The sequence below is a fragment of the Kribbella qitaiheensis genome, from assembly GCF_042657745.1.
Classification (GTDB): Bacteria; Actinomycetota; Actinomycetes; order Propionibacteriales; family Kribbellaceae; genus Kribbella; species Kribbella qitaiheensis.
The window spans coordinates 1-26,720 of sequence record NZ_JBHSKE010000010.1; the positions used below are offsets into that span (position 1 = coordinate 1).

25 protein-coding genes are annotated in these 26,720 nt (G+C 69.0%); 8 read left to right on the forward strand and 17 right to left on the reverse strand.

What is annotated here, in order from left to right; translation table 11 throughout:
- Nucleotides 1-834 precede the first annotated feature (834 nt).
- The 4 genes from ACFPJ1_RS11055 to ACFPJ1_RS11070 are packed head-to-tail and all read right to left on the reverse strand — an operon-like array spanning nucleotide 835 to nucleotide 4,669.
- Complete coding sequence (locus ACFPJ1_RS11055; protein WP_380103439.1) at nucleotides 835-1,422, reverse strand: DUF5666 domain-containing protein; 588 nt, start codon at nucleotides 1,420-1,422, stop codon at nucleotides 835-837.
- Nucleotides 1,423-1,447: 25 nt separating this feature from the next.
- Entirely contained in the window at nucleotides 1,448-2,677 is a 1,230-nt protein-coding gene (locus ACFPJ1_RS11060) for an ABC transporter permease (RefSeq protein WP_380103440.1), read from the reverse strand.
- Complete coding sequence (locus ACFPJ1_RS11065) at nucleotides 2,677-3,369, reverse strand: ABC transporter ATP-binding protein (RefSeq protein ID WP_380103441.1); 693 nt, start codon at nucleotides 3,367-3,369, stop codon at nucleotides 2,677-2,679. Before ACFPJ1_RS11065 ends, ACFPJ1_RS11060 begins: the two co-directional genes overlap by 1 nt.
- A complete protein-coding gene (locus ACFPJ1_RS11070; RefSeq protein WP_380103442.1) occupies nucleotides 3,359-4,669 on the reverse strand; it encodes an efflux RND transporter periplasmic adaptor subunit in 1,311 nt (436 codons plus the stop codon). The genes ACFPJ1_RS11065 and ACFPJ1_RS11070 overlap by 11 nt, the downstream gene beginning before the upstream one ends.
- Nucleotides 4,670-4,959: 290 nt before the next feature.
- Between ACFPJ1_RS11070 and ACFPJ1_RS11075 the strand changes: the two genes are divergently transcribed.
- Nucleotides 4,960-5,343, forward strand: a complete 384-nt coding sequence (locus ACFPJ1_RS11075) for an RNA polymerase-binding protein RbpA (RefSeq protein ID WP_132192104.1) — start codon at nucleotides 4,960-4,962, stop codon at nucleotides 5,341-5,343.
- A gap of 75 nt (nucleotides 5,344-5,418) precedes the next feature.
- Here ACFPJ1_RS11075 and ACFPJ1_RS11080 read toward each other — a convergent pair whose 3' ends face one another.
- The 8 genes from ACFPJ1_RS11080 to kdd all read right to left on the reverse strand — a co-directional run bounded on the left by ACFPJ1_RS11080 (nucleotide 5,419) and on the right by kdd (nucleotide 14,442).
- Nucleotides 5,419-5,952, reverse strand: a complete 534-nt coding sequence (locus ACFPJ1_RS11080; protein ID WP_380103443.1) for an FxsA family protein — start codon at nucleotides 5,950-5,952, stop codon at nucleotides 5,419-5,421.
- Between the two features lies 1 nt (nucleotide 5,953).
- Entirely contained in the window at nucleotides 5,954-6,754 is an 801-nt protein-coding gene (locus tag ACFPJ1_RS11085) for a polyprenol monophosphomannose synthase (protein ID WP_380103444.1), read from the reverse strand.
- A gap of 73 nt (nucleotides 6,755-6,827) precedes the next feature.
- Entirely contained in the window at nucleotides 6,828-8,390 is a 1,563-nt protein-coding gene (gene lnt / locus ACFPJ1_RS11090; protein WP_380103445.1) for an apolipoprotein N-acyltransferase, read from the reverse strand.
- Between the two features lie 603 nt (nucleotides 8,391-8,993).
- Nucleotides 8,994-9,395: a 3-aminobutyryl-CoA ammonia lyase gene (gene kal / locus ACFPJ1_RS11095; protein ID WP_241998938.1), complete on the reverse strand. Its 402-nt coding sequence runs from the start codon at nucleotides 9,393-9,395 to the stop codon at nucleotides 8,994-8,996.
- Nucleotides 9,392-10,150, reverse strand: coding sequence for a lysine 5,6-aminomutase subunit beta (gene kamE, locus ACFPJ1_RS11100; protein WP_380103446.1), 759 nt, complete (start codon nucleotides 10,148-10,150; stop codon nucleotides 9,392-9,394). The genes kal and kamE overlap by 4 nt, the downstream gene beginning before the upstream one ends.
- Nucleotides 10,147-11,778: a lysine 5,6-aminomutase subunit alpha gene (kamD, locus tag ACFPJ1_RS11105; RefSeq protein WP_380103447.1), complete on the reverse strand. Its 1,632-nt coding sequence runs from the start codon at nucleotides 11,776-11,778 to the stop codon at nucleotides 10,147-10,149. The genes kamE and kamD overlap by 4 nt, the downstream gene beginning before the upstream one ends.
- Nucleotides 11,775-13,376: an amidohydrolase gene (locus ACFPJ1_RS11110; RefSeq protein ID WP_380103448.1), complete on the reverse strand. Its 1,602-nt coding sequence runs from the start codon at nucleotides 13,374-13,376 to the stop codon at nucleotides 11,775-11,777. The genes kamD and ACFPJ1_RS11110 overlap by 4 nt, the downstream gene beginning before the upstream one ends.
- 4 nt (nucleotides 13,377-13,380) lie before the next feature.
- Complete coding sequence (gene kdd / locus ACFPJ1_RS11115; protein ID WP_380103449.1) at nucleotides 13,381-14,442, reverse strand: L-erythro-3,5-diaminohexanoate dehydrogenase; 1,062 nt, start codon at nucleotides 14,440-14,442, stop codon at nucleotides 13,381-13,383.
- A gap of 165 nt (nucleotides 14,443-14,607) precedes the next feature.
- Here kdd and ACFPJ1_RS11120 point away from each other — a divergent pair, with 165 nt between their 5' ends.
- From ACFPJ1_RS11120 to ACFPJ1_RS11130, 3 genes are all read left to right on the forward strand, one after another.
- Nucleotides 14,608-16,074 (forward strand): KamA family radical SAM protein, encoded by a 1,467-nt coding sequence (locus ACFPJ1_RS11120; RefSeq protein ID WP_380103450.1) that lies wholly within the window; start codon nucleotides 14,608-14,610, stop codon nucleotides 16,072-16,074.
- Between the two features lie 260 nt (nucleotides 16,075-16,334).
- Nucleotides 16,335-16,670, forward strand: a complete 336-nt coding sequence (locus tag ACFPJ1_RS11125; protein ID WP_380103451.1) for a DUF4288 domain-containing protein — start codon at nucleotides 16,335-16,337, stop codon at nucleotides 16,668-16,670.
- 10 nt (nucleotides 16,671-16,680) lie between these two features.
- Nucleotides 16,681-16,869: a hypothetical protein gene (locus tag ACFPJ1_RS11130; RefSeq protein WP_380103452.1), complete on the forward strand. Its 189-nt coding sequence runs from the start codon at nucleotides 16,681-16,683 to the stop codon at nucleotides 16,867-16,869.
- 130 nt (nucleotides 16,870-16,999) lie between these two features.
- Here ACFPJ1_RS11130 and ACFPJ1_RS11135 read toward each other — a convergent pair whose 3' ends face one another.
- Entirely contained in the window at nucleotides 17,000-17,440 is a 441-nt protein-coding gene (locus ACFPJ1_RS11135; protein ID WP_132192114.1) for an Lrp/AsnC family transcriptional regulator, read from the reverse strand.
- Between the two features lie 173 nt (nucleotides 17,441-17,613).
- Here ACFPJ1_RS11135 and ACFPJ1_RS11140 point away from each other — a divergent pair, with 173 nt between their 5' ends.
- From ACFPJ1_RS11140 to ACFPJ1_RS11150, 3 genes are all read left to right on the forward strand, one after another.
- Nucleotides 17,614-18,549: a 5'-3' exonuclease gene (locus ACFPJ1_RS11140; RefSeq protein ID WP_380103569.1), complete on the forward strand. Its 936-nt coding sequence runs from the start codon at nucleotides 17,614-17,616 to the stop codon at nucleotides 18,547-18,549.
- The gene (locus tag ACFPJ1_RS11145; protein WP_380103453.1) at nucleotides 18,546-19,742 is read left to right on the forward strand and encodes a M20 metallopeptidase family protein; all 1,197 of its coding nucleotides are present in this window, start codon (nucleotides 18,546-18,548) and stop codon (nucleotides 19,740-19,742) included. The genes ACFPJ1_RS11140 and ACFPJ1_RS11145 overlap by 4 nt, the downstream gene beginning before the upstream one ends.
- Before the next feature lie 72 nt (nucleotides 19,743-19,814).
- Nucleotides 19,815-21,797, forward strand: a complete 1,983-nt coding sequence (locus tag ACFPJ1_RS11150; protein WP_380103455.1) for a hypothetical protein — start codon at nucleotides 19,815-19,817, stop codon at nucleotides 21,795-21,797.
- Between the two features lie 13 nt (nucleotides 21,798-21,810).
- Here the strand turns inward: ACFPJ1_RS11150 and ACFPJ1_RS11155 are convergent, their stop codons facing one another.
- The 4 genes from ACFPJ1_RS11155 to ACFPJ1_RS11170 all read right to left on the reverse strand — a co-directional run bounded on the left by ACFPJ1_RS11155 (nucleotide 21,811) and on the right by ACFPJ1_RS11170 (nucleotide 25,769).
- On the reverse strand, nucleotides 21,811-22,542 hold the full coding sequence (locus tag ACFPJ1_RS11155) for an MFS transporter (protein ID WP_380103456.1): 732 nt from the start codon (nucleotides 22,540-22,542) through the stop codon (nucleotides 21,811-21,813).
- Between the two features lie 75 nt (nucleotides 22,543-22,617).
- The gene (locus ACFPJ1_RS11160; RefSeq protein ID WP_380103457.1) at nucleotides 22,618-23,112 is read right to left on the reverse strand and encodes a TetR family transcriptional regulator C-terminal domain-containing protein; all 495 of its coding nucleotides are present in this window, start codon (nucleotides 23,110-23,112) and stop codon (nucleotides 22,618-22,620) included.
- Nucleotides 23,054-23,704: a response regulator transcription factor gene (locus tag ACFPJ1_RS11165; protein WP_380103459.1), complete on the reverse strand. Its 651-nt coding sequence runs from the start codon at nucleotides 23,702-23,704 to the stop codon at nucleotides 23,054-23,056. Before ACFPJ1_RS11165 ends, ACFPJ1_RS11160 begins: the two co-directional genes overlap by 59 nt.
- Nucleotides 23,697-25,769: a sensor histidine kinase gene (locus ACFPJ1_RS11170; protein WP_380103460.1), complete on the reverse strand. Its 2,073-nt coding sequence runs from the start codon at nucleotides 25,767-25,769 to the stop codon at nucleotides 23,697-23,699. Before ACFPJ1_RS11170 ends, ACFPJ1_RS11165 begins: the two co-directional genes overlap by 8 nt.
- Nucleotides 25,770-25,943: 174 nt before the next feature.
- On the opposite strand from ACFPJ1_RS11170, the gene ACFPJ1_RS11175 reads away from it, so the two are divergent.
- Nucleotides 25,944-26,642 carry a hypothetical protein gene (locus ACFPJ1_RS11175; protein ID WP_380103461.1) on the forward strand — a complete coding sequence of 233 codons (699 nt, stop codon included), beginning with the start codon at nucleotides 25,944-25,946 and terminating at the stop codon, nucleotides 26,640-26,642.
- Nucleotides 26,643-26,720 lie beyond the last annotated feature (78 nt).

Genomic DNA, 26,720 nt, shown 5'->3' on the forward strand with positions numbered 1-26,720 from the left:
GACAGACTGATCAGACAGCGGAGCCCCTCTGGTAGCTGGTTGTCTCGCGAGGACAAACCTGTCTACCCGCGGAGCTCCGCTGCTCCATGTTCAACACGCCCTTGACAGCACCCCAACCCGCCTAACTAACCGGCTTTGGGGTTAACCCTTCGGTTGTGGGTTCGCCCACCTGCAGTCCAGGGGGGTAACCCCAACCGGAAGGGTTAACCCCTGAACGGCGTGGGTGGTGGGCATGTGAGCGGGCTAGTCGGTGGAGTGGGTTGGGTTCACGGGGCAGCGAGGTGGGCGGGCGCGGAGGTGGTGGCGGGGGCACAGGGACCGGGCTGGGACGTGGTGGAGCGACGCCACTTCGAGTAGCCGAGGCCCACGCACCCGCGCCGCATGAGGGGCTAACCCTTCGGTTGTGGGTTCGCCCACCTGTATTCCAGGGGGGTAACCCCAACCGGAGGGGTTAACCCCCGAAAGGCGTGGAGGTGGGGGTGGGTCAGCGGGGGGGGCGCGGAGGTAGCGGGGGCACAGGGACCGGGCTGGGACGTGGTGGAGCGACGCCGCTCCGGGTGGCCGAGGCCCACGCACCCGCGCCGCATGAGGGGCTAACCCTTCGGTTGTGGGTTCGCCCACCTGCAGTCCAGGGGGGCAACCCCAACCGGAGGGGTTAACCCCCGAACGGCGTGGGTGGTCGGCAGGTGGGCGTGGCGGTGTGGTGCCGTTGGCCCGTTGGCCCGTTGGCCCGTTGGCCCGTTGGCCCGTTGGCCCGTTGGCCCGGGGGCCAGGTGGGTAGGCGGGTGGCGTGGGCGGTTGGGGTTGCGGGCGGTTGGGGTTGAGGGTGGGTGGTCAGCGGGTGGATGGGGTGGTGCTGGGGTTGCGGTTGAAGCCGGCGGTGGGGAGGTTGCCTTGGCGGACGGTGCGGGCGGTGAGGGAGCCGTCGGTGGTCTCGCCGCTGACGATCACCTGCTGGCCCGTCTTCAGGTCGGCGGCGGTGCCCTTGTCGGTGATCTCGATCGAGGTGTCGCCGGTCAGCTTCACCGTGACGTCGCCGTTCTGGGTCTTCACGACGAGCTGCGACTGGTTCGCCGAGACGACCGTGCCGATCGCGGCACTCCCCTGCCCACCACCCGGCTGACCCTGGCCCTGTCCTTGACCTTGCCCTTGCCCCTGGCCACGGAAACCGCCGTACCCGCCGGCGCCGCGTCCCGCCTGCGGGGTGGTCGTCGTACCGTCCGAGGCGAAGGCTGCGTGCAGGCCGGCGCCTCCGGCCAGGCCGACGGCCAGTACGACGATGCCGGCCAGTACGGCGGTTGCCGCGGGCAAGTTCAGGGTCTTCTTCGGCTTCAGTGCCGTGTCCAGCTCTTCGTCGTTGCCGAGCTGGGCGAACTCGTCGGGCGTCTGCCGGTCGGCGTTCTCGTGGTGCGGCGTGGTCATGCCTGGAACCTCTCTGGGAAGGGTCTTACTCGTGGCGGAGGGCGTCGATCGGACGGAGTCCGGCGGCGCGGTGGGCGGGCATGCTGCCGAAGAACAGCCCGACCGCAGCGGACACGCCGAAGGCCAGCGCGATTGACGACGGGACGAGGACGGGCTGGACGCCGGCCAGCTGGAACCGGCTGACGATCAAGGCCGCGGCGACCCCGACCGCGCCGCCGAGCAGGCTCAGCAGCGTCGCCTCGATCAGGAACTGGCCGAGGATCGCGCGACGGCGGGCCCCCAGCGCCTTGCGGATGCCGATCTCCCGGGTCCGCTCGGTGACGGTGACCAGCATGATGTTGGTGACGCCGATGCCGCCGACGATCAGGCTGATCGCGGCCACGGTCGCCAGCAGCGCGGTGAACGTCGCGGCGGTGTCCTGGCTGGTCTGCAGGATCTGCGCGGAGTTCGTGATCCGGTACGGCGAGGTCTGGGTGGCGGGCACCTGGTGCCTGGCGGCGAGGAGTTGGGTCACCTCGGCCTGGGCGGTGGCCACCTTGTCCTTGTCGGCCGCCTGCACCACGATCTGGTTCAGCGCGCCGTACCCGGCCTGGGTCGCCCGGAGCGTGCTGATCGGCACGATCGCGGTCGCGTTCGGATCAGAGAACCCGGTGCTGTCCTTGCTCGCGAGCACCCCCAGTACTGCGAAGTCGACCGCGCCGAGCTTGATCGTCTGGCCGACCGCGCTCGCCGGTCGCCCGAACAGCTCGGTGGCCGCGGTCTGCCCGAGCAGGACCACTCGCTGCGAGGTGTCCACGTCCTGCTGGGTGAACGAACGCCCGGTGCCGACCGGCGTGTTCGTCGCGGGCATGTACTCCGGCGTCGTGCCGATCACCTGGCTGATGGTGTAGCTGGTGTCGCCGTTGGTCGCCGTACCGGAACTCGTCATCACCGGCGCGACCGAGGCCACGTCGGGCGCTAGACGGTCGTCGGCCAGGGCGGAGGCGTCGGCCATCGTCAGGCTGTACTGCTGCGCCGACGGGCCTGCCTGGCCGCGGGCGAAGCCGCCACCGCCGCCGGTGGTCGAGACCGTCAGCAGGTTGGTGCCCATCGCCTCCAGCCGGGCCTGCACGGCCTTGCCCGAGCCGTTGCCAACAGCAACGAGCACGATGACCGCGCCGACCCCGATGGCGACGCCGAGCACGGTGAGCAGCGAGCGCAGCTTGTTGGCGCCGAGACCGCGCAGGGCGGCCCCGAACAGGTCGCGGGGTGACATCAGCCGGTCACCTCGTCGGCGACGATCCGGCCGTCGGAGACCTGGATCAGCCGGCGGGCCCGCCGGGCCACCTCGGTCTCGTGGGTGATCACCACGACCGTGCGGCCTTCGGCGTTCAACTCGTCGAACATGCCGAGCACCTCGTCGGTCGAGTGCGCGTCCAGGTTGCCGGTCGGTTCGTCCGCGAGCAGGATCCGCGGACCGGTGGCGAGCGCACGGGCGATCGCCACCCGCTGCTGCTGACCGCCCGACAACTGGTTCGGCCGATGGTCCGCACGATCCGCCAGCCCGACCAGTTCCAGCGCGCGACGAGCCCGCCTGCGCCGGTCGGACCGGCGCAGGTGCGCGTAGGTGAGCGGCAGTTCGACGTTGGCCAGGGCGCTGGTCCGCGGGATCAGGTTGAAAGACTGGAAGATGAAGCCGATCTTGCGGCCGCGGACGAGCGCCTGCTGGTCCTCCGTCAGCCGGGCCACGTCGGTGCCGTCCAGCCAGTACTCACCCCGGCTCGGCACGTCGAGACAGCCGAGGATGTTCATCAGGGTCGACTTGCCGGAGCCGGACGACCCCATCACTGCGACGTACTCGCCGGCGTCCACTCGCAGCGACACCCCACGAAGGGCGTGTACTGCGGTCTCCCCCGCGCCGTACGTCTTGGTGACATCCCGGATCTCGATCAGGGCGTCAGCGGCCACGGTTGGCCCCCGCACCCGTCCCTGCACCCGTGCCGGCGCCCGGGAACTGGCCGGGCTGGAACTGTCCGGCCCTCCCCTGGCCTGTGCCTGCTCCCGTTCCACCCGCGGCGCCGATAACGCCTTGGAGCAGTTCGATCCGGTCGCCTTCGTTCAGTCCCGAGGTGATCTGGGTGAAACTGTCGCCCCGTACTCCGATCTCGACCTCGCGGGTGCCGCCGCCGTCGGCCATCGTCACGGTGTGGGTGGTCCCACTCGTCACGATCGCGGTGCTCGGCACGTACAGCGCGTTCGCCGCCTTCGCCGTCTGTACCGCGACGTTGGCGGTCTGCCCGATCCGTGCGTTGGCCGGGACCTTCGCGAGGGTGAAGGTCGCCGAGTAGGCGACCACACCGTTCGTGGTGGTCGGAATCGGCGACACCGAGGTGAGGGTCGCGGTGAGGTTGGTGCCCGGCTCGGCGTTGAGGGTGACGGTCGCTGTCTGCTTGGCCTTGATCTTGACCGCATCGGCCTCGGGGAACGACGCGACCACCTGCAGGGTCTTGAGATCGGCGATGTCGACGAAACCGCTGCTGGAGGCGGTGCTCGTCGAGCCGGTCGAACCAGTCGAGCCACCGCCCGCAGTACCGGTGCCTTGGCCGCTCGAGCCGGACGTCGTGCTCGCGCTGCTGGAACCGCTGCCGGTGACGGAGCCGACCGAGCCGTTGATCGCGGTGATCGTCCCCGCGATGGGCGCCTTCAAGGTGGTCGCCGCGACGTCGGCCTGGGCGGCCTCGAGGTTCTGGTCGGCCTGCTCCTTGTCCGCCTTCGCCCGGGCCAGGCTCGCCTTGGCGTTCGTCACCGCGACCTCGGGGCTCTGGCCTTGGGACTGTGTCTGTGTCTGGGGCTGTTGGCCTGTGGAGGGCGTCGGTGTGGGGCTGGCTGCGGCCGCCTCGGCCTCGTCAGCCGCTTCCTCCGCGTCGTCGAGCGTCTCATCGGCGGCCGTGACCGAGTTCGCCGCCGCGATCTGGTTCTGCTCGGCGATCCGTACTTCGCGTTCCGCCGCGGCCGGGTCGATCCTCGCGATCGCCGCGCCCTTGGCGACGACCTGGCCCACCTTCACCAGCACCGCCGTCACGGTGCCGGAGGTCGCGAACTGCGGGGACGCGGTCTGCGAACTCTGCAGCGTGCCGCTCGAACTCACGCTCGCGGTCACCTCCCCACGAGCCACCGCGACGGTCGGGCGCGTCGTACCGGCGGCCTGCGAATCGGTGCGGAAGAAAAGGAGGTAGGCGGTCGTTGCAATAGCTAGCAAGACGGCCACCAGGGCCACATTGAGCAAGCTGAGACCACGGAGTCTGTGGCGCGGGAGGACCATGACCGCAGACGCTAGGGACCTTTGCTGAGGAATGGGTCCCGGCTTCCTGGCAACTGGCTGTGAAGTCGGGCTACCGCTTTCGCTGTGGTTTGCGACACACAGTGATTTGTGAACACCTGATGACAGCGGGTGACGACGGTGCTGTCAGGTGCGTACCTTGAGCTCGGGCATGCCAAAATGGGAATGATCCGGGTCGGCCGACCGTTGGCACGGATGACTAATCTCGGAGGTTTGACATGTCTAATCGCGTTCTGCGTGGTTCGGGGCTGGGTGGGGTCAGCTTCGAGGATGACCGCGGCGTGGAGTTCGCGCCGCGCCAGATGATCACTTACGACTGCCCGCGCGGCCATGTGGTCGAGGTCACCATGGCGCACGACGCCGAGGTGCCCGCGGTCTGGGAATGCCCTCACTGCGGCAGCGAGGCCGCCCGTTCGACCGGTGAGAAGCCGGAGCCGAAGCAGGAGAAGCCGGCTCGCACGCACTGGGACATGCTGCGTGAGCGTCGCAGCATCTCCGAGTTGGAGGAGTTGCTGGCGGAGCGAGTCCAGTTGCTGAGGTCCGGTGAGATCGGACCGGCGCACCTGCACCGCACCCGCTCGACCGGCAAGCGCAGCGCCTGATCAAGACCCCGAACGGGCCGTCACCGCACCAGCGGTGACGGCCCGTTCAACATGTCCGGGTAGTAGCGGCCGGCGCTACGGCTTGGGTTGGTCCTTCGGCTGGTCCTTGGGGCGGTCGTCGGGGTCGATGACCTCGCCCTGGATGATGTCGTCGTTCGTCCGCCGGGCGTTCTCGGCCTGCTCGGCCGTCGGCGGGCGGTAGGTGCCCGGCATGAAGCCGGTGATCGGGTTGCCGCCGAGCTGGCTGACGATCCGCCGGCCGAGGAACGCGGAAAGCACCTTGCGCGCCAGCGGCCGGGTGAACGGCAGCACGAAGAAGAACCCGAAGATGTCGGTGACGAACCCGGGCGTCAGCAGCAGCGTGCCGCCCACCAGGATCAGCGCCGCGTCGGCGAGTTCCTTGCCCGGCATCCGCCCGGTCTGCGTCGACGTACGGAGCGCGTTCCAGGCCCGCCGGCCCTCGCGCTTGATCAGCCAGGCGCCGAGCGCGCTCTCGATCAGCAGCAAGCCGACTGTCGGCCAGCCGCCGATCACCTGACCGATCTGGATGATCACGTAGATCTCGACGATCGGGACGACCAGCAGTAGGACCGCGACGAACCAGGGCATCTCAGCCTCCCTTGTTGGCAGCAGTCTTGCCGGTGAACAGGCCACGGACCTGTCCGGCCCGGTACGCGAGGCCCCAGCGGCCGACCCGCGCCATGGCTTCGATCACGATCGACTGCGACATCTTCGACTGACCGCGCTCCCGCTCGACGAACGTGATCGGTACTTCGACCACCTTGAAGCCGGCCTTGATCGCCCGCCAGGCGAGATCGACCTGGAAGCAGTACCCGGCCGAGGCGACCTCGTCCAGCCCGATGCCTTCCAGGGTCTCGCGCCGGAACGCGCGGTACCCGCCGGTGGCGTCCTGCAGCGGGATGCCCAGCGCGAGGCGGGTGTAGATGTTGCCGCCGCGGCTGAGGATCTCCCGCGACCTCGGCCAGTTCTGCACCTCGCCGCCCTTCACGTAGCGCGAGCCGAGCACCAGGTCGGCATCGCGGAGCGCGTCCAGCAGCCGGGGAAGTTGCTCGGGCTGGTGCGAGCCGTCGGCGTCGTGCTCCACGAGTACGCCGTACCCGTTGTCGAGGCCCCAGCGGAAGCCGGCGATGTAGGCGGCGCCCAGGCCCTCCTTGCCGAGCCGGTGCAGCACCTGCACGTTGTCGTCGTTCGCGGCCAGTTTGTCGGCCAGGTCGCCGGTGCCGTCGGGCGAGTTGTCGTCCGCGATCAGCACGTGCGCCTCGGGCACCGCGTCGCGAACCCGCGCCACGATCGGCTCGATGTTCTCGGCCTCGTTGTACGTCGGGATGATGACCAGGATCCGGCCCAGCTCGCCGAAGCTGTGTTCGGCGGATCCCTCGGGCGTACTCACGTTGCTGGCTCTCCTAGCTCCGGCGCCAATCCTGGCACCGGGGTCCGGTGTCCGGTGTCCCGGCCAGGGAAAGTCAGGCCGGAACCTTTTCGCGGCTGGGTGTCGACGCCGGCGGGGTCTCCGGGCCGTCGCGGCGCTTGCGTCGCGCGAACAACGCCAGCACTGCCCCCATGATCCCCAGGCCGGTCAAGATCCACTGCGGCCAGCCGCCGAGTGTGGTGGCCAGCGTATTGGCATCGCGGACCGGGACCTGGGCGACATACACGTCGGGGACGAACTCCGACGACTTGTGCTCCACCTTGCCGTCCGGCTGGATCACGCCGGAGATGCCGCTGGTCGAGGCGATCAGCACGGTCCGGCCGGTCTCGATCGCGCGCATCCGGGTGATCGCGAACTGCTGCTCCGGCTGACCGGTGCCGCCGTACGTCGCGTTGTTCGTCTGCACCACCAGGACCTGGGCGCCGCCCTTCATCACGTCCGCCACCACGCCGTCGTACGCGACCTCGAAGCAGATCACGTCGCCGTAGGTGACGCCGTTGATCGGCAGGACGCCGGGGGTCTTGCCGGGCGCCGTCTGGCGGCCAACCATCTCCAGCCGCTTGATGTAGGGCAGCAACTGGTCGCGGAACGGGATGTACTCGCCGAAGGGCACCGGGTGCCGCTTGGCGTAGACCTGGCCCGGACCCTTGGCCGGATCCCAGACGATGCCGGTGGTCTGGCGCTCGTTCGGCCCGGGGCCCTCGAGCACCGCGCCGACCAGGATCGGCACCTTGACCGCCTTGACGGCCTCCTCGATGTCCTGCCGCGTCTCGGCGTCCTTGTACGGGTCGATGTCGGTCGAGTTCTCCGGCCAGATCACGACGTCGGGCTGCAACTGGGTGCCGGCCTCCACCTGCTTCTGCAGGTCGAGCGTCGCGGTCAGGTGGTTGCGGGTGACCGTGCGGGCGCGGCCGAGGAACTCCAGTCCCTTGCCCGGGACGTTGCCCTGCACCATCGCCGCGGTGACGTCCTTGCCGTTGCCCTCGGTGGACAGCGAGATCAGCGAACTACCGCCGATGATCGCGATCCCGGCGGCCAGCGCGACGACCCGCAGGCCGAGCCCGCTCTTGCGTCGCAGCACGGCGTAGAGGAGAACGGCGATGAGGGCGACGGCGAAGCTGAGGCCGGGGATGCCGACCAGCGAGGCGAGCTTGCCGAGCGGCGAGTCGGCGAAGGCCCAGGCGAGCCGGCCCCACGGGAATCCCCCGAACGGCACCGAGGCGGTGGCGAACTCCGTGGCCACCCACAGGCAGGGCACCCAGAGGATCCAAAGCTTGTGCTTCAGCGTCTGGCTCGCGAACATCCCGAACACGCCGTAGAAGAGGCCCTCCAGGATCGCCAGCGCGATCGCCGCGTCCCCGCCGATGATGCTCAGCCACGGGACCAGCACCGCGTAGTACGTGATGCCGAAGCCGGAACCGATCAGGAAGCCGGCCTTCATCGAGACGCCGTTCAGCGCGGCGAGCAGCAGCGGTACGGCGAGGAAGGCGAGCCAGGGGTGGTCGTGGGGCTCGAAGGCCAGGCCGAGCAGAGCACCGGCGCCGACGGCCACGATCAGCCTCGGCAGGATCCGCCCCAACGCCTTGAGCTGCTCCACGCAGGTACCCCTTCGCCTCACCGTCCCGGCGCACACCGGTCGCACGACGGTACAACGTACGACAGGCCTGGATGTATCCGGTCAGTAGCCGTGAGGTGCACGACAGGCGATACGAGACCGAACGGCCCGCATAAGCGTAGCGGGGGCTCCGGCTGGGGCCGGGCGGTCAGGTGCGGCGTGGGAGGGCAAGGAAAGAGGCTCGGCGCTCCTTCGGACCAACCGGGGACCCGCTGGTTGCGAGCCCGTCAGCTGTTGTCTACTGGGCGCCGAGCCTCTTCCACCTCTGCCCCGCGGGGGGCTTACCACCAGCGATCTCAGCCCCCGTCGACTCAAGCCTGGCACTGGCTTGGTCAGCGTCGCGGGATCATCCGGTGGCCGAACTTCTTGTATCCGTTGGAGAAACGGGATATGACGACTCCCAAAACGATGCTCGTTCGCAGGCGTGGTGTCAACCTCTCCGAGGGCTCCTTCAAGCCGTTGTAACACTTTTGCCTGGCCTACCAGGCTCAACGCCGCTCAGTGACCGGAGTCGCGTTACAGAGCCGTCTCGGCACTCCGTGTGATCATTACCCAGGGCAACTAAAGGTCACTGACAGCGAATCGTCATCCAGCTGGTACGACGACGGTGCCGGTGGCCCGGGTGATCTCCAGCGGCTCGGCCAGCACCTCGGCCGCGGACTCCGACAGGTCCGTCCGGCCCCGGCAGACGACGGTCGCGACGAACTCGAGCTCGCGGCTGCGGTTGCCCACGCGGGTGATCGTTGCCTTCGTCTCCACCACGTCGCCCGCCCGCAACGGCTGCAGGAACTGCACGTCGGAGTAGGAGGCGAAAAGACCTTCATCTCCATCGGCCTGGATGCACACCTCGGTCGCGACGTCGCCGAACAGGCCGAGCACGTACGCCCCGTCGACCAGGTTGCCCGCGTAGTGCGCGTGGCTGTACGGCACGTAGCGGCGGTGCGTCACGGTCAGGCCGATCGTTGCCTTGGTCATGGACATGGTCATGCGGTTCTCCGGCTCGGGGTGTGCTTGCGACGGGTGACGAGGGCATCGACCAGATAGCTGGCCACCTCACCGGGCGTGGTACCGCGGCCGAACACCCGGTCCACCCCGAGCTCGCCGGCCATCGCCTCGGTGAAACGGGGGCCACCGGCAACCAGTACCGGCCTGGTGTCCTCGGAGTACGCCTCGCGGAACGCAGCGGACATCTCCTTGGTGTTCAGCACGTGCGCCTCCCGCTGGGTGACCACCTGCGAGACCAGGATCGCGTCCGCCTTCTCCGCCTTGGCCCGCCGGACCAGCTCCGGTACGGCGACCTGGGCGCCGAGGTTGACCACCTTGAGCTCCCGGTAGTACTCCAGGCCCTTCTCCCCCGCGAATCCCTTGATGTTCATGATCGCGTCGATCCCGACGGTGTGCGCGTCGGTCCCGATACAGGCGCCCACCACGGTCAGCCGGCGGCGCAGTCCCTTGCGGATGGCAAGGTTCGCGTCCTTCGGCGACAGCAACGGGTAGTCCCGCTCGATCACCTCCACCTTGCTCGTGTCGACCAGGTGGTTCACCGGTCCGTACACGACGAAGAAGGTGAAGTCCGGACCCATCGGCTTGGCGTGCACGACGAGCGCCGGGTCCATCCCCATCTTGTTCGCGAGCTGGATCGCCGCGCCCTCGGCTCGCTTGTCGTGCGGGACCGGCAGCGTGAACGACATCTGCACCATCCCGTCCCCAGTGGTATCCCCATACGGCCTGATCACGCTCACCGCCGCCCCCTCCCCTTCGTTGCGTCCGAAGAAGTGTGGGTTATAGCCCTCGGTTGTTCGGACGTTGGTTCCTCGAGCAGTTCGATCGCGGGGTTGTAGTACTCCGAGGAGCGGCGGGCGACGCCGTCGAGGCCGCGGCCGGCGTCCTGCGGGCGCTTCATCAGGCCGAAGGTGCCGTCACCGATGGCGTTCAGCAGGCCGTCGTCGACGATCCTGTCCAGCAGGTCGATCGACTCCGCGAGCACCTGCCGGGCCCGGTTGGCGATGAAGCCGTCCGGCGCCGGGTGGAAGTCCTCATGAAGGTTGCCGGCGGCACCCAAGACGTAGCGCACGTTCTGCAGCGCCAGATCGCGGTCGGAGATCCACGGCGTCACCACGGCCTCGGTCATCATGCCGACCAGCAGGATGCCCTGACCGGTCATCGCCCCGACCAGGTTGAAGAACCCGTCCAGCAGATAGCCGCGGAACACGTCGCCGGTCATGTGCCGCGTCGGCGGCATCCACTTCAGCGGAGCGTCCGGGAACAGCTGCCGGGCCAGCATCGCGTGCGCCAGTTCGAGCCGGAACGAGTCCGGGATCTCCGGGGTGATCTCGAAGGCGTGGCCCAGACCGAGCTGCCAGTCCTCGAGTCCCGCCTCCTTGGCGAAGTACTCGTTCAGCAACTGCGACACCGTCACCGTGTGCGCGGCCTCGACCGCGTCGGCGGTGGTCAGGTAGTTGTCCTCGCCGGTGTTGATGATGATCCCGGCGCGCGCGTGGATCTGCCGGCTGAACCGCTGGTCCACGAAGGTCCGAATCGGGTTGATGTCGCGGAACAGGATCCCGTACATCGAGTCGTTCAGCATCATGTCCAGCCGCTGCAGCCCGGCCAGCGTCGCGATCTCCGGCATGCACAACCCGGAGGCGTAGTTGGTCAGCCGGATGTAGCGGCCGAGCTCGCGGGACGACTCGTCCAGCGCGGCTCGCATCAGCCGGAAGTTCTCCTGCGTCGCGTACGTGCCCGCGAAGCCCTCCCGCGTCGCCCCTTCGGGGACGTAGTCGAGCAGCGACTGTCCTGTCGAGCGGATGACCGCGATGATGTCGGCACCCGCCCGCGCGGCCGCCTGCGCCTGCGGGATGTCCTCGTAGATGTCGCCGGTGGCAACGATCAGGTAGATCCACGGCCGCTGCTCCGGATCGCCGTGCTTCTTGATCATCCGGTCGCGTTCACGCCGCCGCCCGTCGACCTTCCTGAGCCCGGCCGCCGCGGCCTTCCGAGCCGCCGCCCGAGCCCGTACCGCGTCGCGCCCCTCCGGCAGGCGGAACGTCACCGAGCCCGTGGCCGCCTTCTGCGCGAGCACCGACAGGTCCTCGGCCTCACCGCGGACCAGCGCGTCCCATACCGGCAGAGCCAGCCCATGCTCCAGACCGACGTCGGCCCGCACAGTATCCGCGAGCCGGTTCACCCAGGGGATGCCCTCGGTGTCGGCGCCCGCGAGCCCGGCCAATCGCAGTACGGCGCGTTCGACCGAGACAGTGGTGTGCTGCTTGGCGATGTTCACGATCGGCCGCCCGGCCTTGCGCGCCAGGCTGCGGGCCTTGCGGACGGTGACCGGGTCGAGGTCGAGCTTCTTCACTGCACGGGTCACGAGGACCATCCTTCGGAGTCGTACACGATGCGGCCGCCGACCACGGTCCGCCGACAGTCAGGCACGGGTGCCTCATCGCTCAGGTCGGGCAGTACGGGGACGCCGGCCCGCGGGTCCGTCGACCAGGCCGCCACGCGCTGGTCGGGCGTCTGCACGACGAGTTCCGCGTCGCTCTCCCAGACCGCGTACGTCGCTGCCGTGCCGGGTGCGAGTACTCCGGCGTCGTCGATTCCGGCGGCTCGCCAGCCACCGCGGGTGTGCGCCGCGAAGGCTGCCCGCACGGTGATCCGCTGGGACTCCTCGTGGTGGAAGGCGGCCGCGCGAACGGCCTCCCAGCCACCGAGCTCCGTCACCGGCGAGTCCGACCCGAAGGCCAGCACAACCCCGGCGCGAGCCAGTGAGCCGAACGGGTTCATCCCCGCCCAGCGGTCACCCACGCGCTTGGCGTACATGTCGCTCGGGCCGCCCCAGAGCCGGTCGAACATCGGCTGGACGCTCGCGACGACACCGCACCGGGCCAATGTGGCTATCGCCGCCTCATCGACCATCTCCACGTGCTCCAGCCGGTGCCGCGCGGCGACTAGAGCCTGTACGCCGACCTTCTCGGCGGCGAGCTCGAAGCCGCGAGCGATGTTGTCGAGGGCGGCGTCGCCGATGCAGTGGAATCCCGCCTGGACGCCTCGCTCGGTACACGCGACGACGTGCTCGGCGATCTGCTCCGCCGTGAGGTACGCGTGCCCGCGGTGAGCCGCCCGGTCGGCGTACGGGTCGCGGAGCGCGGCGGTGCGTGAGCCGAGGGCGCCGTCGGCGTTGAGGTCTCCGGCCAGTCCGGCGAGGCCGAACTCGTCGATGCGGTCGAACATGCCAGGCTCACCCCAGTACAGGGTGGCGGCCAGACCTGCGTCCTCGGCGGCCTGGCGAACCAGCGGCAGCTCCCAGACCGGGCCGATGTGCGGCGCGGCCATCTCGTGGAAGGCGCCGATGCCGCGCTCGGCCATCGCCTTCACCGCTGCGCGGGCGTCCTGCAACCGCTGATCCGGTCCGACGAGTTCGCCGAGCGCATCCCGTACGGCGTGGTTGGCGGCCCGCTCGACGCGGCCGCTGGCGTCGTACCCGGCTTGCGCGCTGAGGCTCTCGACCGCGGCGGCGAGGGAGCTGGAGATGACGCCCGAGTGGCCGTCGACGCGCGAGAGGTAGACGCGACGGCCGTCAGCAGCGCGGTCCAGTTCCTCACTCGTAGGCGGGCGGCCCTCGGGCCATCTGGTCTCGTCCCAGCCCTGGCCATCGATGATCTCGTCCGGGCCGAGCGTCTTCGCGAAGGCAGCCAGTCGGTCCAACGCTTCCGTCAGGCTGGTCGTGCCGGCGAGGTCGAGGCCGGTGAGGAGGGCGCCGGTCTGCGCGGTGTGCACGTGGGCGTCGACGAAGGCGGGCGTGACGAGTTTGCCGCGCAGGTCGATCACCTCGTCCGCGCCGTTCGCGTAGGAGGCCGCGCTGCTGTCGTCGCCGAGCCAGGTGACCACGCCGTCGTCGAACGCGATCGCGGTCGCGTGCGGATCGGCGGGTGAGTAGACGGAACCGTTCGTCAGAAGTGTGCGCACAGGGCTAATCCTGCCCCTCCGCCTTCAGCCTGCCCTCGAAGAGGTTGCGCACGCCCGGCTCGGACCGCAACAGGTCGATCGCGTAGTCCGCGTGACCGGGCACATATCCGTTGCCCACCAGCATCGTGACGTCCGCGGCCAGTCCCTCGGCACCGAGTGCGGCGGCCGAGAACGAGGTCGCCATCGAGAAGAAGATCACCGTGCCGCCGGCGGCCGTCGACAGTACTGCGCCATGCTCGCAGCCGGGCACGTCGACGCAGACGACAGTGATGTCCGCCGGTCCCCCGGCCTCCTCCACGGCCTTCGCCAGCGCGACCGGATCACGAGCATCAGCGAGCGCGACGACGTCGGCCAGACCCGCGGCAGTGAGGCGATCCGCCTCGGCCTGGATCGGCACGATGCCGATCGTCCGGGCGGCCCCCGCACGACGCGCCGCCGCGAGCGACAACGACCCGCTTTTACCTGCGCCGCCAATAACTGACACGACAGGCTTTATGTCTTTGTCGACATACTGTTGTACTACGCGAGCGGTCAGCGCGGGCGCTCCGCACACGTCCATCACCGCGAGCGAGAGCTCGGGAACCAGGTCGTCCGGGAGCTTGGCAACGATCGATCGCGCGAAGAGGATCGCGTGTCCGGCGGCCGGGACCTGCTCGCCGCGCCCGTCCCAGTCGGCCAGGCCGTCGGTGATCTGGAGCGGCGTCAACGTCAGCGACACCAGCGTCGCCACCCGGTCACCCTTCTGTACTCCGAGGGGCGACTCGGGGCCGACCTCGTCAACGACGCCGACGAGCATCCCGCCCGAGCCGGTGACGGGGTTCTGCATCTTGCCGCGCATCCGGACGATCTCCAGCACGGCCGCTCGCACCGCATCACCGTCTCCCCCGTGAGCCTCGGCCAACTGCCGGTACGACGCCGCGTCCAGGTTGAGCCGCTCGACCGAGATCCGCACCTCGTCCGGCCACAGCTCGGCCCGCGCGTCCAGCCGCTGGGCCGCCTGCGGCAACACGCCGGCGGGCTCGATCACACGGTGCAGTCCTACCGGCGAACCGGGAGTGTCCGACACGGGGCCTCCTTGGGGCAAATGTGGCCAGACTTCGGTTGAGCCGGGCAAAATACTACTGTGGCTGATACAGGGAGGAAATCTTGCGGTGTTCTAATGGATCTACCATAAGTTCTATCGCTATCCTCACATGACACAGACGCCATCGTGGAGCCCCCAGGAGGACTCGTGACCGATCTGATCAGCCCGGAGCTTGCTGCTGCCGAACTGAACGGGCAGCCGTACGCCTATACCCGGGCCGAACTGGTCGAGCCTGACTGGACCCGGATCCCCGGCTTCAAAGACGTGACCGCCGAGGAATGGCGGTCCGCCCAGTGGCAGCGCTCGCACTGCGTGAAGAACGTCAAGCAGTTGCGCGAGGTGATGGGCCACCTGCTCGAGGAGCGCGTCTACGAGGACCTGGCCCGCGACCAGGCCGAGCGCGCCACCATGTCGATGCTCCTGCCGCCCCAGATGCTCAACACGATCGTCCCCGACGATGACTACGCCGGGACCTTCACAGAGGCGTTCTACGCCGATCCGGTTCGCCGCTACATGCTGCCGATGTTCAGTGACCGCCGCGCTGACTGGCCGTCGCATCCCCACGCGACGAGGGACTCCCTGCATGAGCACGAGATGTGGGCCACGGAGGGGTTGACCCACCGGTACCCGACCAAGGTCTTGGCGGAGATCCTGCCGACGTGCCCGCAGTACTGCGGGCACTGCACGCGGATGGACCTGGTCGGGAACTCGACGCCGGTGATCGACAAGCTGAAGTTCACGATCAAGCCGCAGCAGCGCCTCGACGACATGCTCGACTACCTGCGCCGTACGCCGGGCGTCCGTGACGTGGTGGTGTCCGGTGGCGACGTGGCGAACATGCCCTGGCCGCGACTGGAGTCGTTCCTCACCAGCCTGCTGGAGATCGAGAACATCCGCGACATCCGGCTGGCCACCAAGGCCCTGATGGGGATGCCGCAGCACTGGCTCGCCGACGACGTCCGCGCGGGTGTCGAGCGAGTCGCCCAGCTCGGCCGGCAGCGCGGCGTGATGATCGCGATGCACACCCACGTGAACGCGGCCCAGTCGGTCACGCCGCTGGTGGCCGAAGCGACCAAGGCGATGTTCGAGGCCGGCCTGCGCGACGTGCGCAACCAGGGGGTGCTGATGCGCGGCGTCAACGACTCCGTGCCGCAGTTGCTGGACCTGTGCTTCGCGCTGCTCGACGGCGCCACCATCACGCCGTACTACTTCTACATGTGCGACATGATCCCGTTCTCCGAGCACTGGCGGGTGTCGGTCAAGGAGGCGCAGCACCTGCAGCACGGCATCCTCGGCTACCTCCCCGGCTTCGCGACCCCCCGGATCGTCTGCGACGTCCCGTACGTCGGGAAGCGCTGGGTGCACCAACTGTCGGAGTACGACGAGGTCCGCGGTGTCTCCTACTGGAAGAAGAACTACCGCACCGGCATCGAGCGGCAGGACCCCGAGGCCCTGAACCGCACCTACGAGTACTACGACCCGATCGACACCCTCCCGACCGAGGGTCAGAACTGGTGGAAGCAGCACGCCGGCGACTCCCTAGCCGAAGCCGAGAAGCGCGCCGCCGCCTCCCGCAACGCCGCCGAGTCCCAGAAACTGCTGCACATCAGCTGATGGTTTCCCGCTAGTGCCCCTCACCCGGAATCCGTGCGTTAGCTCCGGTGTCCAGGTGCGTGCATCGCAAGGCGGAGCGAAGGACTCGATGCTTTTCCATCTCGTTCTTTGCTCCAACGCCGCGAGGTGCGTGCCTGGGCGCCGGAGATAACGTGCGGATTGCGGGTGAGGGGCACTAGTGTCGTCGGACAGGGGACGGCGGCGCTGGCGGGGAGTGGGTGTCGTCGGACAGTGGACGGCGCTGGCGGGGAGTGGGTTCAATGGGGTGGTACAGCGTCAGGTGTGTGTTCCGGCTCGATGAGGGGCGGGACGCTGATTCGGCGTACGAGGAGCGGGTCACGTTGTGGCGGGCCGACGACTTCGACTCCGCGATCGAGCTGGCCGAGCGAGAGGCACTCGAGTACATCGAGGACACCGACTGGGCGTATCTCGGCCTGGCGCAGTGCTTCTTCCTCGGCGACGACGTGGACAAGATCGTGCCGGGCGTCGAGGTGTTCTCGCTGATCCGCGACAGCGATCTCCCGCCTGAGGATTACCTCGACGAGTACTTCGACACCGGGACCGAGCACCAGCGCCACAGCTCCCCGACTGACTAGAGTCTGGCCGGTGACCGACCACCTTGCCGCACTGTTCAAGGACCAGTTGCCGGGGCATCCGTGGGAGAAGGCGATGGTCACCTTGTTCGCCGACCTGGTGCGTGCCGACGGCAACCTTCGGGCGGCAGACCTCGGCTGCGGGCCGGGTGTTCGGACCCGCCACCGGCGTTCCGCGGAGCAGCCGCCTGGACGGGCGTGACGGTTAGTGGGTAGCCCGGACCGCCAGCACTCACCAACCACACACAAATCCCGGGCGCGCCGCCTGGCGACGCCGCGTCCGTGTACTAGCGGGGAGGTTGCTGAGTGGTGGCGGTCCGCCGGATCACCAACTAGAGGGCCGGTGGGCGGCGTTCGTACGGCGTGCTGAGGACGATCGTGGTAGTGGTGGAAACGTTCGCGCGGGCGCGGATCACGGCGAGCAGGTTCTCCAGGGCCGCGGGGGTGGCGACCCGGACGATGAGGATGTAGCTGGAGTCGCCGGCCACGGAGTAGCAGGACTCGATCTCCGGGACGTCCCGCAGCCGCTCGGGTGAGTCGTCCGGCTGGGACGGGTCGATCGGGCGGATCGAGATCAGCGCGGTCAGCGGCAGGTCGAGCGCGGTGTGGTCGATGGTTGCCGCGTACCCCAGGATGACGCCGCGCTGCTCCAGCCGCTTGACCCGCTGGTGTACCGCCGACGTGGACAGCCCGGTCGCCTTGCCCAGGTCGGTGAAGCTCATCCGCCCGTCGGACGCCAGCAACGCCACGATCCTGCGATCCAGATCCTCCATTCCGCAGACCCTACTCTGGGAAACCCTTGCCGGGCATCCGCCGATCCGCCCGTGGACAGCGCCGATCGCCCGGTCCGGCAGGTATCCCCCGGCGATGGTGATCGGCAAGTGTCCGCGGGTTGTGAAAGCATCGCGGCATGGGTGAGACGAGGTCCGCTGCCGGACAGCGGTTGATGTTGCTGGATACGGCTTCGCTGTACTTCCGGGCGTTCTTCGGGGTGCCGGACACGATGAAGGCTGCCGACGGGACGCCGACGAACGCGATCCGGGGGCTGCTCGACTTCATCGCACGGCTGGTGGAGAACCACCGGCCGACACATCTGGTGGCCTGCTGGGACGACAACTGGCGGCCTTCGTGGCGGGTTGCGCTGATCCCGTCGTACAAGGCGCAGCGGGTGGAGTTCGTCACCTCGGGCGGCGACCAGGTAGAGGACGTGCCGGACCGCCTCGAGGTCCAGGTGCCCTACATCCGGGCCGCGCTGGAGGCGCTCGGCATCGCGATCGTGGGTGCGGCCGACCACGAGGCCGACGACGTGATCGGCACGCTGTCGCACCGCTCGAAGATGCCGGTCGACGTGGTCACCGGCGACCGCGACCTGTTCCAGTTGATCGACGATTCCCGCGGCATCCGCATCGTCTACACCGCGGCCAAGGGCGTCGGCCGGGCCGATGTGCTCGACGAGAAGGCGCTGCTGGCGAAGTACGAGATCCCCGCCAGCCGGTACGCCGACTACGCCACCCTGCGCGGGGACGCCTCCGACGGGCTGCCCGGGGTGAAGGGCATCGGGGAGAAGACCGCCGCCTCGCTGATCACGACGTACGGCGACCTCGACGCGATCCGTGCCGCCGCGGCCGACCCCGGTACGCCGATGTCGCCGGCGGTGAAACGCAAGATCATCGAGGCGAGCGACTACCTCGACGTGGCCCCCAAGGTGGTCGCCGTGGCGACGGATGCGCCGGTCGGCACCTTCGACGCGACCCTGCCGACCGAGGTGGCGGACCCGGAGCGGTGGCTCGACCTGGTCGAGCTGCTCGAGCTCGGCGGCAGCGCCCAGCGAGTGATGGCCGCGCTCGACCTCGGCCCGAAGAACCCGGAAGGAAACGCGTGATCAGCACCCTCGAACTCGCCCAGCGCTACGGCACCGAGATCGTCCAACTGCGCCGGGCCCTGCACCAGGTGCCCGAGTTCGACCTCGATCTGCCGAAGACCCAGGGACTGATCCTCGAAGCCCTCGAGGGACTCGACCTCGAGATCACGCTGGGCAAGGAGCTCTCCTCGGTGACCGCCGTACTGCGAGGCGGTGGCGGCCCCGGTCCGGTCGTGCTGCTGCGTGGCGACATGGACGCGTTGCCGGTGACCGAGCGGGTCGACGTGCCGTTCGCCTCGACGCATCCGGGGCTGATGCATGCCTGCGGCCACGATCTGCACGTCGCGGGACTCGTCGGCGCGGTGAAGATTTTGCACGACCTGCGCGACCAGCTCGCCGGTGACGTGGTCTTCATGTTCCAGCCGGGCGAGGAGACCACCGGTGGCGCGCCGATCATGATCCGCGAGGGTCTGCTGGAGTCCGCGGGTCGCCGGGTCGACTCGGCGTACTGCCTGCATGTCCAGTCGGCGGGCGATCCGCTCGGTGTCTGGAGCAGCAAGGCCGGACCGCTGATGGCCGCCGCGGACCAGTTGAGCGTCCGGGTCGTCGGCGCCGGGGCGCACGGCTCCGAGCCGTACCGCGGAAAGGACCCGATCCCCGTCCTCTGCGAGATGGTGGTCGCGCTGCAGACGATGGTGACCCGGCAGTTCGACGTCTTCGACCCGGTGGTGCTCACGGTCGGCCGGATCTCCGGCGGCACGAAGGAGAACATCATCCCGGACGACGCGTTCTTCGACGCGACCGTGCGGATGTTCTCCGCCGAGTCCCGCGCCAGGATGCAGGAGGCGAGCGTCCGGCTGATCGAGAACCTGGCCGCCGCGCACGGGCTGACCGCCGAGGCCGACTACCGGGTCGGCTATCCGGTGACGGTCAACGACGAGACCGAGTACCTGTTCGCCCAGCAGGCAATCGTCGACCTGTTCGGCGCCGAGCGGTTCCGTGAGCGCGCGCACGCCGAGTGCGGTGCGGAGGACATGTCGTACGTGCTGAACGAGGTCCCGGGCGCCTACGTGAACCTCAGCGCCTGCGGTGCCGCCGACCCGGAGAACGCGGCCGACAACCACTCCCCGCTCGCCGACTTCGACGACTCCGTCCTCCCCGACGCGTCCGCCCTGCTCGCCGAGCTCGCCATACGCCGTCTGGCGCGCGGCTGATCTCCGCTGCAAGCTGACCGTGGACGACAAGAACGAGGCAGGGCCGATCGTCTGAATGTCGGGGTCGGCCAGGTGGAGCTGGATCGGCTGGACGGAGCGCCCTTCGCGTTCCGGCATCCGCGACGGCCGACCACGCCCTGGCTGCTGCAGGAGGGCGCCGATCGCTGGCACACCGTGCTGCATCGCTGGGGTCGCGGTTTCGTCATCACGGATCACGGCACGTTCCGGTGGGGTGCACCGGACTCCGTCATTGAAGGCCGTGGTGAGCTGACGACGCACACGAAGCTCGGAGACAGTCTCGAACTGGTGGTCACCCGACGCGGTGGTGCGGAGTTGGCCGAGACCTACGAGCTGTGGAATCGCGGGGCGGCACCGGTCGAAGTACGGAGCCTGGCGATCTCCACTCCGTGGCGCGACGTCTACGACTCGGCGCAGGACAGTCTCGAACGTGCCTGCCACGCCCAGGTCTGGACCGGCGGATCCTGGGCCTGGGTGCTGGCCGAGCCGATGGACGGCCTCGGACCTGTGCTCGGGTTGACGCTGCGCGAGGGTGCCCTGTGGTCGTACTCGGTCGAGTCGCGCAATCCCGATACCGGCTCGAACATCCGCGGCCACCTCATGCTCCAGCCAACCGACCATGCGAGGAACCCGACAGCCAACGGCGGCCAACCCGTCTACACCGTTCCGCCAGGCGAGGCGCTGTCCTGGAGCTGGACCGTCGGCTTCCACGAGAACCGCGCGGCCTTCCTCGCCACGACCGATCCCCCGATCTCCTTCAACAGCTACAGTGCCGGCCCCGACGAGGCAATCACCGGCGTCCTCCAACGACCCGCCACGGTCGCCATGGACGGAGTGCCGGTCGCTACGGACGGGAGCGCAGTACGACTCGAGCGATCGCATGCGGGGACGGCCATCGTCGATGTGGTCGAGGAGAGTGGTCGTGCGGCGCGGACGATGGTGCTCTTCATCGACGGTCTCGAGGCGATCGTCCGTCGTCGGGTCCGCGTGCTGCTGGCCGCGCATCGCGATCAGCGGGCCGACGGGCTGCGGCGATTCGCGTTCCTGCCGGTCGACAGCAGTACCGGGCTGACCATGCACTCACCCGACTGGCCGGACTGGACCGACGGAGCCGAGCGAGTCGGTATGGCAGTCCTGCTCCAGCAGGCCCGGCGCCTCGGCTGGGTTGACGCCGAGGAGTCCGCGGCCGCGCTGGACGGCTACGCGCGCTTCGCGCGGATTCATCTGATCGAGGCGGACGGCACGGTCCTCCGTGGCAGCGTCGGCGCTCATGACGGATCCCGGCTCTACAACTACCCGTGGCTGGCGCACTTCTTCGCCGATCACGCGGTGATGTTCGGCCGGTCCGAAGACCTCGACCTCGCCGTACGGATCCTGCATCGTCTGGCCGAGCGAGGCGGCACTCACTTCCTCGCGATCGGCTGGGCCGAGGCCGCGCGCCGTGTCGCCGGCCTCTGCAGGCAAGCCGGGAACGACGCCTTGGCCGACGAGGTGGAGCAGCTGTTGCGCGATTCCACCGACTGGTTCGTCAGCCAGGGCATGGAGTTGGTAGCGCACGAGGTGAACTACGAGCAGACCATCGTGTCCCCGCTCGTCACCCTGCTCGCCCTCTACGGTCGGCCAGACGATGAGGAGCACCGCGCGGCACTGGCGAACGCCGTCCGCTGGTTGATGGCCTTCGGTGGACCACAACCGCACATCCGGCTCAACTCGGTCCCGATCCGCCACTGGGACGGCTACTGGTTCGGCCGGGAGAAGCTCTGGGGCGATGTCTTCCCGCACTACTGGAGCGTCGTGACCGCGACGGCCTTGTCGGCCCTGCCCGACTGGGCGACCAGCGAGGCCTCCGCCGAGCAGGTACGACGAATCTGGGACGCCTCGCTCGCCGACTTCGCCGCAGCAGACTTCCCGACCTGCGCCTATGTGTTCCCCAGTTGTATCGACGGCCGACCAGCGGATCGCCCTGACCCACTCTCGAACGACCAGGACTGGGCTCTCGCGCTCCGGCTCCGCTCCCTCCCGACGACTCCCGCCTAGCCGTCGATCAAGCTCATGGCCCTTCTCTGGCGGGCACTGGAGCTTGCGTAGGCGGTGAGCCCGAGGCCGGCCAGAGTGACAGACCGATGTTGGCCACCGCGGTGATGGCGATCGCGAGTTGTACCTCGCGATCGCGGAAGGCTCTGAGCTCGGCCAGGGCGGACGTCCTCCCCGTCGACTGACCGGCGGGAACCAGTCGCAGGACCAGTAGCAGGCCAACCACGCAGACACCCGCGATGGACAGGAAGGTGGATCGCCAGCCGAAGGTGGTGCCGATCAGGGTGCCCAGCGGCGCGCCGACAATCATCGACAGGTTCATCCCGAGGGCGAGCTTGGACACGGTCGAGGCCTGCTTGCCCGGCGCGGCCGCCGACGCCGCGATCACGATCGCGTTGGCGAAGAAGGTCGAGGTCACCAGCGCGGTGACCACCCGGGCGCCGAACAGGACGCCGTACATCGGGGCCGCCGCGGAGGCGAGGTTACCCGCGATCGTGACGGCCAGCAGCACGGTGAGCAACAGTTTCCGGGCGACGCCCGCGGTCATTGCCGTGAGCAACGGTCCGCCGACGATCATGCCGAGCGCGTAGGCGGTGACCAGCAGCCCCGCGGCCGGGATCGAGACCCCCAGATCGCCCCCGACCGCGGGCAGGATCCCGGCGATCACCATCTCGCCGGTGGTGACGCCGAAGACGCACACCATCAGGGACAGCACGCTGACGGGCAGGACAGGTTCCCTCGAGCTCATCCGTTCCCTCACTCATATTTGATCGTCCAGTACAAAACCACGGCAGACGGAAACGCCTCCAGCAGGAAGGAAGCGTCAGAGAGCCGCGATCGATCCGTCCACGACATCGACCAGTGCCCGCTTGTCGGACGTGACCTTCGCGAGGACACGGAGCCCGTAGTACGCGCTCTGGAACGCGCGGGCGACCTGGAGCGGTGGGCGGTCCGTGGACAACTCCCCGGTCCGCTGGCCGATGGCGATCAGTTGAGCCAGCGCTTCCTCGAGGTCCGCGAACTGTTGATGTACCAGTCCCGCTACCTCGCCCGTGCGTCCACTCGTCTCCGTCGCGGCGTTCAGGGCCAGGCAACCCCGCCGGCCCGGATCGGCTAGATCGGTCTCGATCACGCCAAGCATCAAGTCGCGGAGCCGCTCGCGAACCGAACCACCCTCGGCCAGTACCTCGAGTTGTCTGGTCGCCTTCGTCTCGGCGTAGCGCCGAATCGCCTGTATCGGCCAGTCAAAAACAGATGACCTAACGGCCGAGGCCGGCGTCGCGGGCCCGGATGATGGCTTCGGCACGGTCGGCAACATGGAGTTTGGCGAAGATGTTCGAGACGTTGTTGCGGACGGTCTTGGGTGAGAGGAAAAGTTCGGCGGCGATCTGGGCGTTCGAACTGCCGGCCGCGACCAGTGCGAGCACCTCCCGCTCCCGGCTGGTGAGCTGCGGAAACACGCTCTGCTCGGTCGCCACCGGCGCACCGGCGAAGAACTCCGCCACCCGGCGCGCCACGGCAGGCCCGAAGATCGCCTCGCCCTGGGCGACCGCGGTGATCGCGCGCACGATCTCCGCCTGGTTCGCACCCTTCAGCAGATAACCGCGAGCCCCGGCCCGCATCGCGGCGAACAGCGTCTGATCCTCCTCGGCCATCGTCAGCACGACGACACCGACGTGCGGGCTGTCGGCCGTGATCCGCCGGGTCGCCTCGATCCCGTCCAGCTCCGGCATCTGCACGTCCATCACCACGACATCCGGCTGCAACTCCGCGGCCCGGCGGACAGCTTCGAGCCCATCAGCGGCTGTCCCGACCACCTCGACGCCGTCGAGCGATCCCAACAGCGCGGCCAGACCGTCCCGATAGACCGGGTGGTCGTCGACCAGCATGACCCGCACCGCCTCAGACATGCGCGACCTCCGGTACCGCGTCGAGCGGCAACCGGACCCGTACGACGGTGCCGCCCTCCGCCGGACAGGTGACACTACAGACTCCCCCGAGCTCCGCGGCCCGCTCCCGCAACGACAGCATCCCCACACCGGCCACCACGTCCGCACCGATCCCGACGCCGTCGTCCGCCACGGTCACCTCCAGCGCCGGACCGTCCGCCAGCCGCACGGTGATGTCGCACCGCGAGGCGGCGGCATGCCGAGCCACGTTGGTCAGCGCCTCCGACGCGATCCTGTACGCGGCGACTTCCACGCCTGCGGGTAGTGCTCCCGGCGAGCCATCCACGGAGACCTGGAGACCGCCGAGGCGGAAGCGCTCGGCCTGCTGCTCGATCGCCCGGACCAGACCGAGTTCGTCCAGCGCGGGCGGCCGCAGGTCGTGCACGAGCCGCCGGACATCGGCCAAGGCGGCAGCCACCTCAGTGGTCGCCTGTTCCAGCATCGCGTCGGCCTTCTCAGGAGCAGACCCGGCCAAGTTGCGTGCGGTCTCAATCCGCAGCGCCACCGCACCGAGACTCGGTCCGAGGCTGTCGTGCAGGTCTCGCCTGATCCGGCGGCGCTCCTCCTCGCGAGCCGCCACCAGGCGACTCCGGCCGCGCTGTAGTTCGGTACTCAGCTCACTGGCATGAGCCGCAGCGGCTGCCTGCCTGACCAGGTCGCCCAGCAGCCGCTGGTCCCGCTCGGACAGGGCCGTTCCATCGCCCGGGCAGATCACGAGCCTGCCGACGGACGAACCCCGATAGCCGACCGGTAGGGCAATCGTCTGGCCGGACTGGCGGCCGTGCTCGACGATCGCCAACTGCCCGCTCGACCGCTCGATCTCGACCCGCACATAGGGCTGCCGGAACGCCTCGGCCAACGTCCGAGCCACCGCGCGCAGTTGCTCGTCGGGATCGGCCGCGGACTCGAGCCTCTCGGCCAGCGCCGACACAGTTGCGTAGGGATCGTCCCGGGATCCGCGAACCAGCCGTCGCACCGCCCGCCACAAACGACTCCGCAGCGGCGCATAGATCACAGCCACGACGGCGATCGCCGCCAGCGCCGCGTCCCGCTCCCCGAGGACGCCACCCGCCACCGCGAATACGGCGAGATCCACCGCCACCACGAGAAGCGCCAGCACGCCGTACAGGAAAGTTGCTGAGAGCAACCGGTCGACGGCGTACAGGCGGTGTTTGGTGACGGCGACGACGATCGCCGCCGAGGTGAGAGCGATGGCGAGGCCGAAGAGCAGGCTCGAGACGACGGGCGGGTTCTCGAACGGGATGAGGAGCACGAACATGTCCACCAGGGCGGCCCACATCAGCCAGCGGATCTGCGCGCGGCGATCGGCCGACGCCGCGCGGTACCGGTGGACGGTGACCGCGAACGGGACGACGAGGCTCACGAGCACCGCCGCATAGGCGACGGCCAGCACCGGCTGCCACACCTCGTACGGGAGGTTGATGCTGAACGGGTCCAGCGCGAGGCTGGTGATCTCCGGCGGCAGCGTCGCGTCGTGGTACCGGATCATGACCTCCATCGGCACCACGATCAGGACCAGCGGAAGCAGAGCCGTCAGCGCCAGGCTCGTGATCGACAGCCAGCGCCAGAACCGCGCGGTCACCAGCCGGCCGTCGGGGAAGAGCAGGATGAGCAGCGGCAGACCGAGCAGCAACACGGCGCCGAACCGGGAGTAGAACCAGTACGCCGCTGCGGCACCGGGCAGCCCGGGGTTCGTATAGATCGCGTACGCCGCCCAGCTGGACGCAAAGCCGTCCACGATCCACAGCAGGCCCGAGATCGTCAGAATCCAGGCCACTGGATGTCGGGGCAGTCTGTTGAGAAGTAGCAGGCCTGGGATCGTCTGGGCGAGTCCCGAGAGCACCGCGGCCCAGCCTGAGTCCAGCTCGGCGGCTGCCGGCACACCGCCACGGTTGAGCAGGTCGAGCACCACGGTCGCAGCAGAGATCAGCAGCGCGGCCGTCGCCAGCGCCACCGGTACCCAACCCGCGCGTGTGGACCAGCGCGGCTCCCCCACCTCGGTCACCGTTGCATTGTCACCCAGTTCCTGTCCCGTCGTCGCGGGTCAGTTGTCCCGGATCCGGACGGGACAACTTCGGGCGTACACGGAGGACCAGCGGCCCTGCCGCCCGGGTCGCATCGGCGCCGAGAGTTCTGGTCAGGGGGCACAGCCTGTGCTCCAGGGGAGGAAGGAACCGTCATGACCGAAACACCGGCGCGGGCCAGGACCGACGTCGACCTGACCGCCGGATCGGAGGCAGCGTTCCCGAGCGCAGGGCTCCAGAGCGCAGGGCTGCCGGGGTCCGGAGTACTGCGCTCCGGAGCGGCCGAGCTCACGAGGATCCGCCGGCTCGGACTCGGGCTGACTGCCGGCACGCTGACCTGGGCGGCGAGCATCTTCGCGTTCGCCACCGTGAACGAAGGCGTGCAGGAGCGGATCGGCGACCTGACCGGGCTCGCGTTCCAGCTCGGGCTGTTCTGCCTGCTGGCGATCCAGTTCCGGACTAGGGCCACCGGGTTGTCGCGGCCGGCGGTCGCGATGCTGAAGGTCGAGGCCGTGATCCTCGGACTGGCGAGCATCTGGTCGCTGCTGCACGGAGTGCTGCCCGGGAGCCTGCAGGACGCCACCTGGCTGCTCGTGCTCGACTTCTGCTGGCCACTGTCGATGATCGGGATGATGGTGATCGGCATCAAGCTCGCGATCACCGGACGCTGGCGGGGCGTGCTGCGCTGGTGGCCGCTGGTCGCCGAGAGCTGGGCTTTCGTCACGATTCCCGCGATGGTCGTCTTCGGCGACGCCGCGAGCCGGTGGGTCGGCGGTGGCCACCTGCTGATCGGGTACGCCACGCTCGGCGTTCTGCTCGCCCTCAAGCCGGAGCTCGTCACGCCGAAGGACTGAGAGACAAGACCGGGCTCGGAGTACAGGGGATGAAAGAGGGGGCGCCACCAGACCTGGTGGCGCCCCCTCTCCGTCGGG